An 11,946-nucleotide genomic window follows, 5' to 3' on the forward strand; every position below is an offset into this window, starting at 1 on the left:
TAATTATTACGTACTGAAAAACATTTTTGGTCCAGTGTTTGCTTCGCTAAATGACGTAATGTGCGTGTCGTAGATACAACATATCTCAGTCGCTCTATGATAGCTTTCACAAAAAATTACACATATAGTAATAAAACATACATGGAACAAGGACAGAAGAATTATGCGAGTATCTGGTTTATTACTGACAACGCTTCTTGCATCAAATGCAACGGTAGCGTTAGCTGCTCAATTTGATTTCTCAAATGAATACAACACCAACTCTATCCATGCCCAAGGCGATCTATTTTTCATCGATAAGGTGAAAGAACTCAGTGCTGGCGAGATCGACATTACCCTACATTCAGGCGGTGCTTTGGGCTACAAGTCCTCAGACCATTTTTATGCGGTAGCCGATAATGCTGTGCAGATTGCCGATACATTGGCAGGTAGCATGTCTGGTATTGACCCTATTTTTCTTCTGTCTTCATTACCGTTCCTAGTACAAGATGAGGATCAGGCCGAACTGCTATACAACATCGCCAAACCTTATTACAAAGAAGTGTTTGAAGAAAACGATCAGATTTTACTGTACGCATCACCATGGCCAGCAAGCGGTATTTGGTCGAAAGAAAAAGTCGATTCACAAGAAACCTTAAACGGTTTGAAAATCCGTACGTATGATAAAAATGGCACGATTACCTTGCGTGAAGCGGGTGCATCTCCGGTTAAACTGTCTTGGGCGGATGTTGTACCGCAGCTGTCTACAGGTGGCATCGAAGCCGTATTAACATCAGCAGACGCGGGGGCCAGCGCTAGCTTCTGGGAACACCTAGACAACTACAGCGCTATTCAATACGCGATTCCATTGAACATGGTACATATGAACCGTGATGAATTCGAAGATCTCTCTGACGCGGAACAAAGCGCCATTCTTGAAGCGGCAAAGTTAACCGATGAACATAACTGGAAAACAGTTCGCATGCGCGTGAAAGACAACTACAAAGAGCTTAATGACCACGCGGTAGCCATTCATAAAGATTTACCGCCTGCGTTTATAAAACACCTACAAGACTCTGCTCGCCCAGCACTAAAAGACTGGTTAGATGACGTGGGTGGTCGTGCCGAAGCGATCTTAGCGGAATTCGATAAAGAGAAATAAATGCTACTCAACTTACTATTAGGCTGCTCCCGATTCCTGAATAAGGTATCGGGCAGCATTGCCATGTTATTAATCGTTTATATTTTGGGGCACATTCTCCTAGAGATTGTGCTTCGTTTTTTTGGCACATCGACCTACGTATTGGACGAGTTTGTCGGTTATGCGGTCGCGACACTGACATTCTTAGGCCTAGGCTATAGTCTTGAACGAGGCAGTCTGATCCGTGTTGGTTTAATCATTGAGCGTCTTCCTCCGAGCAAGCGCTGGATCTTTGACTTGTTCGCCACCTTGGTTTCATTGGCCATGTTTACGTGGATCTACAGCTACTGGCAAACCAATGTGCTGCGCAGTTTTAAACGCGGTACGACAAGCGAATCCATCATGGAAACACCACTATGGATCCCACAAGGATTGGTGCTCGTTGGCTTGGGGTTACTGTGCTTTACATTGTTTACCCACGCCTTGATTTTGTTGTTTAGGCAACAGTCGCCCGAAATTTCTTCTCCCCACGAGTAAAAGGACGCTTAATATGGAAGTCGTATTATCCGCCATTGGGGTGATTACCCTAATTTTAGTGATTCTTGGTATGGGGGTTTGGGTATTTGCCGGTCTGGCCATCGTTGCGCTGCTTTCTTTGGTGCTGATTGGCGATGTCAGCCTAGATCGTTCAGGGGCTATTTTAAGCCGTATCATATTTCGAGCGGGGAACTCGTGGGAGTTGGCCGCCATTCCGCTCTTCATTCTAATGGGTGAACTGATTTTTCGGTCGAATATATCGGATCGTTTATTTCGCGGTTTAGAGCCGTGGACGCGCCATATTCCTGGCGGCATTTTACACACTAATGTGTTTGGCTGTGCCATGTTTGCCGCCGTCAGTGGCTCCAGTGCAGCGACTACAGCAACCGTTGGTAAGATCACGACCAATGAGCTCAAAGTGCGCGGTTATGATCGAGATTTATCGATTGGCTCATTGGCCGGTGCGGGCAGTTTAGGATTATTGATCCCCCCTTCTATTGTGATGATTGTGTACGGTGTACAAGCCGAAGTGTCTATCACCAAGCTGTTCATGTCAGGCGTGTTACCCGGTCTTCTCGTTGCCGCACTGTATACCGGTTATTTAATGACTCGCGCATTGATGAACCCGTCCATCGCGCCAAAAGAAGCGGCATCTACAGTAACGAAATGGCAAAGTCTTGGCCTACTGTTCCCAGTGCTACTGCTCATCACGATCGTCATGGGTGCGATCTACTCCGGCATTGCAACACCTTCTGAAGCGGCGGCTGTCGGGGTATTGGCAACACTGCTTTTGCTGTTAGCAGAAAAGCAGTTAAGCATTCATATTATTCGCGAAGCATTGGTGGGCACATTACTCAGCTCAACCATGGTGTGCAGTATTTTGATTACCGCGGCGCTGCTGTCGACCGCGATGGGCTATTTGCATTTGCCTGCAGAATTAGCGACTTACATTGCGAGTTTAGACTTGTCTCCCGCTTGGTTACTGTTGGCGTTGGCCCTGTTTTACATACTATTGGGACTGTTTCTAGATGGTATTTCCATCACAGTAATGAGTTTACCGATCACATTGCCGATCGTTATTCAAGCCGGCTTTGACCCATTATGGTTTGGTGTTTTCTTAGTCATCATGGTCGAGCTTGGGCAAATCACGCCGCCGGTTGGATTTAACTTATTTGTGTTGCAAGGGTTAACCGGCGAGAAGATCGGACGTATTGCAAAAGCCTCTTTCCCATTCTTTATACTGATGTGTATTGCGGCCTTATTATTGTGCATCTTCCCCGAGATCGCGCTATGGCTGCCTAATGCTTTAAGCTAATTCTATTTAGGCGTGAGCCACTGCGCTCGCGCCTAAATTTAGTTAATCAAGAACACTTAGAAAAACCTTAAAGCTCATACTCAAAAAAACCTCAAATAATTTGAAACTTTTCTGAAATAGCTCCGTGTCTGTTTATACAACGCGCTAATGCGTTAGCGCGCCTTTCACGTATCACAAATCATTTACAGGATGGTAATTATGAACACGACAACGTTGAAAACCTTAAAAGCACTTTCTTTAACCGTTGCGCTAGCGGGAACGGCTAGCCTAGCCAATGCCGCTGACCATGGCGTTGCGGTGAAAGGAATGGACCAAGATGTCTCTCATGGTGCCGTTGCAGCAAGTATGGTGCAATCCGAAGCAAACGGTTGGCTCGTTGTGCATCGCACCGACAGCAACATGAAGCCGGGTCCTGTTGTAGGCTATGCTCCTGTAATCAAAGGTACGAATAATAATGTCAGTGCGATTTTGCAAGAGAATGTGAAATCCGGCGAGATGCTAATGCTGATGTTACACGGCGAAGCAGGCGGCATGAAAACGGGTGTTTTTGAATACACCTTGGGCGCAAAAGAAGACGGTCCAATAAAAGTCGATGGCAAACTTGTTATGGACGTCATTACCGCAAAGTAATATCGACTATAAGGCCGCGCACGAAAGCGGCCTTTTTACTCTCAGGTCTATTAGCAATGTTTATCCATTTAAAAATGCGTCTACACTTAAAGACGAGTGTACCCACTCAATTTTATCGACGACGTTGCGCATAATCTGCCAACGACTAGGAGGATATTGCTATGTTGACGACCAAATTAGCTCAAGAGGCTTTTCGTCTAGAAATCGGACAACTCACTAAAGAGAGTGTTAAGCATCTAGTCCCTTCATTTGAGCACTTACCAGACAATCCCTACGCCGATGGTTCTTATCGTCTACGCCGATATTCACGGTTTGTATTTCGTGATGATCGCTTACAGCGCTTACCCACTAAAGCATTTGTGCAGGACGCCAGCATCAACCACTTTCAGGGCGATGTAGAGCGAGTTTATCCAGAAATAGAACAGCAAACGGTTACCGATCCAGCATTTTTAGAATTATTCGAACACTTTCAAAAAATGGCAGATATCGGTGATGGCAGCACCATTGAAGTACATCAAATGCGCATTTTCGCAGATCATCATCAAGTAGACGTTGCTCCTGAGGGCGTTCATCAAGATGGCTTTGACCGTATTGGCATATATGTAATCCAACGTCACAACATTAGCGGCGGCGAAGTCAGTATTCATACCGCCGAGAGCAGCCCTGCTATGATGAAGCACCCACTCAATAATGGGGAGTTTGTGGTGCTCAACGACCGTCGCTTTTACCATTACGCCTCACCCATAAAACCCATTGATGGTGAGCTTGGTTACATGGACGCATTTGTCTTAACCGCCAATTTAATACACTAAACATTGAGCTTATTAAGGTAGGTCGATTTAGATCAGACCTACCTTAATAAAAAATCGTTATATTGCAGTGAATACTGTCACAAAGAGCAACACCTAAACTGACCACTTGGTAAAAAAGTGGTGAGATTCCAAGAAGTTGGCTACATTAGCAGCTAGTGTTATAAATATTGTGTATGCGTCAGAAAATCGTTGTTTTATTTAGGATGCTTAGATGAATCTACCCCTCTCCCTTCGATCAGCATTGATTGCTGTTGCCATGGACACCGTTAGCGTCTCTACATACGCGAATACGTTATCAGATGTTCGACAAAAAGGAGATGTAAGCTGTGGTGTGTATCCCGATGACCCTAGCCGAAGCGCACTCGATAGCCACGGAAAATGGCAAGGATTTTATGTTGAATTTTGTCGTGGTGTCGCCGCCGCTGTTTTAAGCAACCCAGAGTATGTGAACTTCGTTGAAGTCGGTTCCACCTCTCGCTTTACCTCTTTACAAGATAAAACCACGGATGTCGTGATGTACAGCTCCACATGGACACTAAGTCGTGAGAGCACCTATCAAGTCAGCTTTCCTGCACTGTATCTGTTCGATGGTCAGGGGTTTGTAGTACGTAATAGCGCTAATATTAATCGACTTGAAGACCTTCGCGATAAAACCGTTTGCGTGACAGACAACACGACCACTCAGCAGAATTTAGAAGACTTTATTCAAGCAAAAAATTTTCAGACAAACATTGTCTATGCCAATGGCGATCAATTTTTCCGTGGCAGTATCTGCGATGCTTACAGCGCTGACCGTATGAATCTCGCAGTCAATTTAGCTAACCGAGTTGAGAATCGTGACGCTTACCGCATCTTACCAGATACCCTCTCAAGAGAACCTATTGGACCGACTGTTCGTAACGACGATCCTCAATGGGAACGCATTGTCCGTTCCGTTGTTCACGCCACTCTTTTAGCGGAAGAAAAAGGAATCACTAGCGATAATATTGATGACATCAGGCAGACGACGCAAAGTGCTGAAGTACAAAATCTATTAGGCCTGAAAGGTAATATTGGTGAACAACTAGGGCTTGATCCTGAATGGGCCTATCGTGTCATTAAATCCGTCGGCAATTACGCTCAAATCTACGATCGGCACTTTGGACTAGGCACCAACGTAAATCAACCTAGAGGGCTTAACGCGCTTTGGCAGGATGGCGGTGTTATGTTTGCGCCCCCCTTTAAATAGAAAGCATTTACAATGTCGCCAAATAGTTTGTTTACAATACCTCGACTACAGAAACTTGGGATTCGACTCAATCTTATTCTGTTAGGGATCATTCTCTTTTTTTTAGTCTCTTCAGGCTATGGCATCTGGACCCTGCAGCAACAGTCAGCTCAGTTTAAAACGATTACTCAAACCTACTACGACCGCGCTATGTTAGCCGCTGAGCTTTCTCGAGATGCCGAACTCATTGCAACCAAGGCAATGGAGCAAACGCTCACACAGCGACTTAGCAGTATCGATGCTAACATCTTACAAGATGACCTCACGCGCACATTCACCGTGGCTCGTGATCGTTTGAATGCTCAATCTTCTGAGGAGCAAGCTGTCCTAGCAAATATCGACCGCCTAACTCAACCCTACTTTAACCAGTTGACGACCTTCTATACGTTCATTGAGCTTCAGCAGCGCCTTGAGCAAGAAATGGATACTCTCAACTTTATTCGGGTGAAACTAACCACTCCGTATTTACCTGAATTCAAAGGAATTAACATTGAGACATTCGACGCCCTTATGACCAGTGCATCAAATGCCACACTACAGCTACTTGATGCTCACAGCCCTGGTCTGATAGCGCGCCGTGATTCAAAAATTAACAGCGCTATCGTTGCGCTGTCATCTCTCTCCGCACTCGATGAGTCGCAAAAGCGCGATAGAGATGCCCTCGTCGCCAATATAAATCAAACCCGTGAGTTGAAAGAGCAACTCGACCAATCGCACTTAAAAACCTTAGCAGCAATGCGTAAAACTCGACTTCAAGCCCAGCGCTTAAGCAGTGTATGTTTTGACTTCTATTTACTCGTGAAAGCGCGGGCCCAAAACGCCTCACAGAAACACAGTCAATTAATCGAGCGTGTTACGCTTCAGATTGCATTATTCAGCAGCGCATTTTTAGGTCTGATCGGCGTCGCATATTGGCTTATTCGACACTATATTGTACGTCGCTTAAACCGCTTGAGCTTTGTAATGAGTCAGCATGCGATCGGGTATCCTGAGAGAATTCCCGAAGACGGTAACGATGAGATTACCGTGATCAGTAAAACCTTTGCGCAATTTGTTGCGGCGAATAATCATGCTCAAGACGAAGCACAACGAGCCAAGAAAGTCGCCGAAAAAGCCAACGAACGCTTACGAGAGCTGAATGCGATCTTGCATCAACAAAGTAATACCGATGAGCTTACGCAAATCCCTAATAGACGTTCATTCTTTCATTGGTTGAATACCATCGGTCCTGAGCTTTCAGCAAAGGAACAGAGCGTGAGCATTTTTATGATCGACATCGACTGGTTTAAATCCTACAACGATCATTATGGTCATCAAGCTGGCGACGTATGTCTTCATCAAATCGCTCAACTTCTTAGGGACGTAACAAAAGAGTCATCCGGTATGCTTGCAAGGTATGGTGGTGAGGAGTTTATTGTCGCGATTCCAGATATATCTCCTGAACAAGCAAACACTTTCGGCCAGGCAATACTGGATGCAATAGAACATGCACAGATCCCTCATGGCTATTCGCCAAAACATCATATTACGGTGAGTATTGGCGTTTCGACCGCTTATGAAGGCTGCGCAGATCATTCATGTGAAAAGCTTATTTCTAATGCGGACCAAGCCCTTTATGAGGCAAAAGCGCTGGGAAGGGCCTCCGTAGTGAGTAATGTCATGAAAGACTCGCTGTAGTTATTTTTAACGATCCAAACCATTAGTTGTTTGAGATAAGTAACCTTGCAGCTGATCAATTGGCATCGGTTTAGCGTATAACCAACCTTGCACAATCGCTTGAGGACAATATTGTAAGATATAGTCTGCTTGCTCCTGAGTCTCTACACCTTCAAATACGCGAACCACATTTAGTCTTTGCAACAAGCTGAAGATCGCATCAAGCATGGTTTGATTGATCGAGTCTGTACCAATGGATTGAGTAAAAGATTGGTCGACTTTTATTTCTGAAGCATTTAAGTGCCCAAGCCAAGCAAGGTTTGAATAACCCGTCCCGAAGTCATCTAACGAAATACTAATGCCAGCTTCAGTGTATTGCTTAACAATATCGGACAAACTTACACTATCACCCGCAGAACGTTCCGTAATTTCAAAAACCAACTGTTCATGCTGAATCTTATATTGCTTTGCTTTTGCGAAAATAAAGGGTAAAAGGCTTAAATCGGTAAGGTCTTGAATCGATAAATTGATGCTGAGTGTAAAATCTGGTTTTGCATCAAGCGTCGCTTGCATCTGAGCCATACTCAAATCAATAACCCGATGCGTTATTTTTCGAATTAGTCCATATTTTTCAGCCACTTCTATAAACACATCAGGCCGTACAACCCCCAAAGCATGGCTGTCCCAGCGTACTAAAGCCTCTACGCCTACCGGCATAGAATCACTCAAGCGGATTTTAGGCTGAAACACGATGGATAATTCATCTTTAGTGATCGCATTTTTCAAATGATAAACCATTGAATGCCGATGTTTACGCGCTTTATGTACCAAAGAATACAAACCAAACCCACTAAGACATGAGGCGAAAACTAAGATGAGATGCTGAGAAAATGATAAGCTAAAGATTCCTGCACGATCTCTTTCTCCCATAACACATACGTTTACTTCTGAACACGACGCATAGCTTAATGGGGCACTTGTCATTTTGGCAGAAGGCGCTAAATCGCGCGGCTGATTGAAACCAAATGTTTTAAATACGTAACGATTATTTTTACTGTAAATGATCGCCGAAACCGTTGAGTCAGGGTAACGTATGGCATCAAACGCAAAAGGAGATGTTATGGCCAGCACACTACCGGTTAACGTCATATCCATTTCAAAATGCGTTCTTATCAGAGCGCTAGAATTACGCCAAAAAGATACGCCGTTATTCAAAACCGCATCTGCCGGCGGCAGTGCGACGGCTTCCTTCAACACACCTCGTTCAGCGCTACAAATCAAGTTACCATTTTGAACGCGACCAATATCTTTTAGGTATTTATGCTGCCATAGTAAATCGCGTAGCAGTTCAAGATCGTTGTGAGAACAAGCCGTGTAGGGAGATGATTGAGCACTCACAACACCCGTTTTTAGATCGGCTGTGATTCCACTCGCGTAGTTCAGCGCGTAATCAGAGTAATTCTTTAAAGCCGTCCATTGTTGTTTTTGCAAGACAAAGTGTGTGGCCCATAAAGCAATAGAGAGACAAATAAGTACACTGATGATCGGCTCAACTGGTAATCGCTTACTGAACACCGTTACTTGCAAAATATCTTAACTCCTCATTCGTCCTTGTACGACTTATACAGTATCGTTATAAGTATATTTTATTTCCATATTTTTAATATGGGCATTATTTAAAATAATAAGGAAACCTCTAGAGTTCGGTACAGATAAAATGCTTCTCTACCATTTTAGCTACTGCTTTATTACCCATTCCTTTATTTCATTTCGCTGTTTTTGGTTCGCTTGAAGGTACAGTAATTGAATCGATTTCAACAAATCATTGCCAGCTTCATCTGATTCAGCCACTTGATAAAAACCATTTTCCTGAGCTTTATTGTATTGATCCAACACTTTTTGAATGGCTTCCTTCGGAAGGTCTTTTTCCGTTAACGGATCGTAATTAACCGTTTTAATCGAACCATCAGCGTATTTAACACGCCAAACAGTTCGATTACTAAAATACAACTCAGCTTGGCTTTTGGTGCTGAGCTGCGGCGCTAGGATTTCAATATCATCATTCGCCAACGTATTTAAATTCATCAAAAGCGGCGGTGTTTTAAACTCAACCTCACGTCCACCATTTTGTACTCGGTTCTTGTATCGAAATACAAATTGATGATCACCTGATTTTAGATCTCGAGGTGTTGTATTGAGCGCATCAATCACTCTACCGTCGAGAGCCAACAACTCGATTTCTTTATCAACATAAAGCGTGCCCGCTTGAGTCAGCGGCGCCACGATTACCGCGGTTGATAACAACCAGTGCTTCCAGTATTTCATATTTTCCTCCTAAGCGTTTGCAAAATCAGCGCCCCAGCATAGACACTAAAATTGGTTAATGTATAATCAGCGCCCTTGTTTGACCATATGGTTCACAAGACAATCCGATATTTGGGTTCCCTTACCCCAAACTAACTAAAAAGGTACGCCATGAGCTCTTTTACTCCTGCGCAACAAGGCAAGGCATTGCGCTATTTAGTCGCCTTCCATCTATTGATCATCGCATCAAGTAACTACCTAGTACAAATCCCATTCACTCTATTTGGTTTTCATACCACTTGGGGTGCATTTACATTTCCGTTTACTTTTCTTGCTACAGACCTAACCGTTAGAGTATTCGGCGCAGCCTTGGCACGTAAAATTATTTTCCTCGTCATGATCCCATCGTTATTGGCGTCCTATGCATTATCGGTACTGTTTTACGAAGGTGCTTTTCAAGGGTTTTCCGCACTAGGCGATTTTAATCTATTTGTTGCTCGTATTGCGGTGGCTAGCTTGATGGCCTATGTATTAGGGCAAATATTAGATGTGCATGTGTTTAATCGCTTACGTCAATTACGCAGCTGGTGGATTGCCCCAGCCGCTTCCACTATCATTGGTAATGGCTTGGATACGCTGGCGTTCTTTGGCATCGCTTTCTATCAAAGTCCTGACGCCTTCATGGCGATGCATTGGCAAGAAATCGCATTAGCGGACTATGGATTCAAATTACTTATTAGCTTAGGCCTTTTTATTCCGATGTATGGCGTAGTGCTAGCGTTCCTTGTGAAAAAAATCACTGCCTCGAAAACCGATTTCCAACTCGCTAACGTATAAAAGAATACGCCAAAGCCGCGGTCATAACACCGCGGCTTTTTTTATGTATTCTATTTTGAGTGAGTCAGAAATGAGCCCAAACAAAGCTTTTACTACGTTAGACCCTGTCGCAAAGTCACGTATTATTGAAATGGCTTGGGAAGATCGCACCCCCTTTGAAGCCATTGACGATGAGTTTGGGCTGGTTGAACAGGACGTTATCAAGCTAATGCGTTCAGAACTCAAGCCTAATAGCTTCCGTAACTGGCGTGCACGTGTCTCAGGACGTACAACAAAGCATAAAGCACTTAGATCAGAAGATGTTATTCGCGGCTACGCACCAGCTCAGTATAAGCCCAACCACGGTCTTAAAAGACGCGTATAAAATAATTTGGATCTTCAAGACTCCCTTCAACTACTTTTAGTAAGAACATAGCGTCTTGGTAATTACTGTTTGAGCATTGAGTAATAAATATCGCGATAGTGTGTAAAGAGCACTAATTGCCTTGCGGAAATCGTTTGTTCGCGCCAAAGTGTTTATACAGCTAAGACAAACAGTGACCAACAAGAGGATTTAAAGACATGGATTTAATTCGTATTATTTTTGCTATCTTACTACCACCACTTGGCGTATTTCTTCAGGTAGGTATTGGCGGTGCTTTCTGGCTAAACATCTTACTGACTATTCTAGGCTATATCCCAGGTATTGTTCATGCAGTGTGGGTCATAGCACGACGCTAATAGAGGTTGCTGTTTACTCAGCTTTTTTCATAATCGGTTCCACTTCAGCCCAGCACCTTGCTGGGCTTTTTTAACTTTCCATATCTATAAAAAGGGCTGATCTCATAAAAAGATGGGGATAACGCACGCATTTATCCACATAAAAATATAAAAATGAGACTTACCGTCGATCAATACACTCAACAACCACGATAGAGTGGATGCAAAACAGAGACTGAGTACGTCGCTATCAAACACAATCGCTAATCTTTTCTTTAAATTGACCTGTAATTTGTAGTGCCTCTATTTGATGCTCCCTTAAGCTAGTGCTATGTGGCTAATCACAGACACAAAAAAGCCCTGACAGCATCGCTATCAGGGCTTCCTTTGTAGGATGCTTGACGACGACCTACTCTCACATGGGATCTCCCACACTACCATCGGCGATGGCGCCTTTCACTTCTGAGTTCGGGATGGGATCAGGTGGTTCAACGCCTCTATGATCGTCAAGCAAACGGGTTTGCGATCGTTTTGGGGGGCTTCTGTTTGCCTTAGCCAAAACACGCAAGTTCGTGAACTTGAGTCTTTAACAATAAAACTTTTGAAATAGTGATAACCAAGTATCAAACCAGTACCTCCAAGGATGGAGGCAATACTGAAAATTGTCTGGAACAATTTCAGTAGTGTCGTAATCTGTAGTACAGCGAGTATGTTTTCTTCACACTCTTAAAACCATTTTGGTGTTATATGGTCAAGCCTCACGAGCAAT

The 11,946-nt window shown here is 43.9% G+C and carries 12 protein-coding genes and 1 rRNA gene; 10 read left to right on the top strand and 3 right to left on the bottom strand.

The window, feature by feature from the left end; translation table 11 throughout:
• Positions 1-163: 163 nt before the first annotated feature.
• The 7 genes from AYW76_RS17715 to AYW76_RS17745 all read left to right on the top strand — a co-directional run bounded on the left by AYW76_RS17715 (position 164) and on the right by AYW76_RS17745 (position 7,358).
• Entirely contained in the window at positions 164-1,141 is a 978-nt protein-coding gene (locus AYW76_RS17715; protein ID WP_067223694.1) for a TRAP transporter substrate-binding protein, read from the top strand.
• Complete coding sequence (locus AYW76_RS17720) at positions 1,142-1,657, top strand: TRAP transporter small permease subunit (protein ID WP_067223697.1); 516 nt, start codon at positions 1,142-1,144, stop codon at positions 1,655-1,657. It abuts the gene before it with no gap.
• A gap of 13 nt (positions 1,658-1,670) precedes the next feature.
• The gene (locus AYW76_RS17725; RefSeq protein ID WP_067223700.1) at positions 1,671-2,972 is read left to right on the top strand and encodes a TRAP transporter large permease; all 1,302 of its coding nucleotides are present in this window, start codon (positions 1,671-1,673) and stop codon (positions 2,970-2,972) included.
• Between the two features lie 198 nt (positions 2,973-3,170).
• Positions 3,171-3,602 carry a DUF7282 domain-containing protein gene (locus tag AYW76_RS17730; RefSeq protein WP_067223703.1) on the top strand — a complete coding sequence of 144 codons (432 nt, stop codon included), beginning with the start codon at positions 3,171-3,173 and terminating at the stop codon, positions 3,600-3,602.
• Positions 3,603-3,763: 161 nt separating this feature from the next.
• Positions 3,764-4,414, top strand: coding sequence for a 2OG-Fe dioxygenase family protein (locus tag AYW76_RS17735; RefSeq protein ID WP_067223708.1), 651 nt, complete (start codon positions 3,764-3,766; stop codon positions 4,412-4,414).
• A 211-nt stretch (positions 4,415-4,625) separates the two neighbouring features.
• Positions 4,626-5,642 carry an amino acid ABC transporter substrate-binding protein gene (locus AYW76_RS17740; RefSeq protein ID WP_067223711.1) on the top strand — a complete coding sequence of 339 codons (1,017 nt, stop codon included), beginning with the start codon at positions 4,626-4,628 and terminating at the stop codon, positions 5,640-5,642.
• 12 nt (positions 5,643-5,654) lie between these two features.
• Complete coding sequence (locus AYW76_RS17745) at positions 5,655-7,358, top strand: GGDEF domain-containing protein (protein WP_067223715.1); 1,704 nt, start codon at positions 5,655-5,657, stop codon at positions 7,356-7,358.
• A gap of 6 nt (positions 7,359-7,364) precedes the next feature.
• Here AYW76_RS17745 and AYW76_RS17750 read toward each other — a convergent pair whose 3' ends face one another.
• Together AYW76_RS17750 and AYW76_RS17755 are read right to left on the bottom strand one after the other, a co-directional pair.
• Positions 7,365-8,924 (bottom strand): EAL domain-containing protein, encoded by a 1,560-nt coding sequence (locus tag AYW76_RS17750; protein WP_067223718.1) that lies wholly within the window; start codon positions 8,922-8,924, stop codon positions 7,365-7,367.
• Positions 8,925-9,074: 150 nt separating this feature from the next.
• On the bottom strand, positions 9,075-9,662 hold the full coding sequence (locus tag AYW76_RS17755; protein WP_067223721.1) for a DUF2057 family protein: 588 nt from the start codon (positions 9,660-9,662) through the stop codon (positions 9,075-9,077).
• Positions 9,663-9,812: 150 nt separating this feature from the next.
• Between AYW76_RS17755 and AYW76_RS17760 the strand changes: the two genes are divergently transcribed.
• The 3 genes from AYW76_RS17760 (at position 9,813) to AYW76_RS17770 (ending at position 11,198) form a co-directional block, all read left to right on the top strand.
• Positions 9,813-10,478: a 7-cyano-7-deazaguanine/7-aminomethyl-7-deazaguanine transporter gene (locus tag AYW76_RS17760; RefSeq protein ID WP_067223725.1), complete on the top strand. Its 666-nt coding sequence runs from the start codon at positions 9,813-9,815 to the stop codon at positions 10,476-10,478.
• Positions 10,479-10,548: 70 nt separating this feature from the next.
• Positions 10,549-10,842: a TIGR03643 family protein gene (locus AYW76_RS17765; RefSeq protein WP_067223728.1), complete on the top strand. Its 294-nt coding sequence runs from the start codon at positions 10,549-10,551 to the stop codon at positions 10,840-10,842.
• A gap of 197 nt (positions 10,843-11,039) precedes the next feature.
• Entirely contained in the window at positions 11,040-11,198 is a 159-nt protein-coding gene (locus AYW76_RS17770) for a YqaE/Pmp3 family membrane protein (RefSeq protein ID WP_067223730.1), read from the top strand.
• A 375-nt stretch (positions 11,199-11,573) separates the two neighbouring features.
• Here the strand turns inward: AYW76_RS17770 and rrf are convergent.
• Positions 11,574-11,688: ribosomal RNA gene (rrf, locus tag AYW76_RS17775) — 5S ribosomal RNA — on the bottom strand.
• Positions 11,689-11,946: the final 258 nt, after the last annotated feature.

This window comes from Marinomonas gallaica, assembly GCF_001639745.1.
Classification (GTDB): domain Bacteria; phylum Pseudomonadota; class Gammaproteobacteria; order Pseudomonadales; family Marinomonadaceae; genus Marinomonas; species Marinomonas gallaica.

Excerpts from the sequence above, each read along its gene's own strand:
- AYW76_RS17715 (WP_067223694.1), top strand. The coding sequence starts at position 164 with ATGCGAGTATCTGGTTTATTACTGACAACGCTTCTTGCATCAAATGCA.
- AYW76_RS17725 (WP_067223700.1), top strand. The coding sequence starts at position 1,671 with ATGGAAGTCGTATTATCCGCCATTGGGGTGATTACCCTAATTTTAGTG.
- AYW76_RS17745 (WP_067223715.1), top strand. The coding sequence starts at position 5,655 with ATGTCGCCAAATAGTTTGTTTACAATACCTCGACTACAGAAACTTGGG.
- AYW76_RS17770 (WP_067223730.1), top strand. The coding sequence starts at position 11,040 with ATGGATTTAATTCGTATTATTTTTGCTATCTTACTACCACCACTTGGC.
- AYW76_RS17730 (WP_067223703.1), top strand. The coding sequence starts at position 3,171 with ATGAACACGACAACGTTGAAAACCTTAAAAGCACTTTCTTTAACCGTT.
- AYW76_RS17760 (WP_067223725.1), top strand. The coding sequence starts at position 9,813 with ATGAGCTCTTTTACTCCTGCGCAACAAGGCAAGGCATTGCGCTATTTA.
- AYW76_RS17740 (WP_067223711.1), top strand. The coding sequence starts at position 4,626 with ATGAATCTACCCCTCTCCCTTCGATCAGCATTGATTGCTGTTGCCATG.
- AYW76_RS17755 (WP_067223721.1), bottom strand. The coding sequence starts at position 9,662 with ATGAAATACTGGAAGCACTGGTTGTTATCAACCGCGGTAATCGTGGCG.
- AYW76_RS17720 (WP_067223697.1), top strand. The coding sequence starts at position 1,142 with ATGCTACTCAACTTACTATTAGGCTGCTCCCGATTCCTGAATAAGGTA.
- AYW76_RS17735 (WP_067223708.1), top strand. The coding sequence starts at position 3,764 with ATGTTGACGACCAAATTAGCTCAAGAGGCTTTTCGTCTAGAAATCGGA.
- AYW76_RS17765 (WP_067223728.1), top strand. The coding sequence starts at position 10,549 with ATGAGCCCAAACAAAGCTTTTACTACGTTAGACCCTGTCGCAAAGTCA.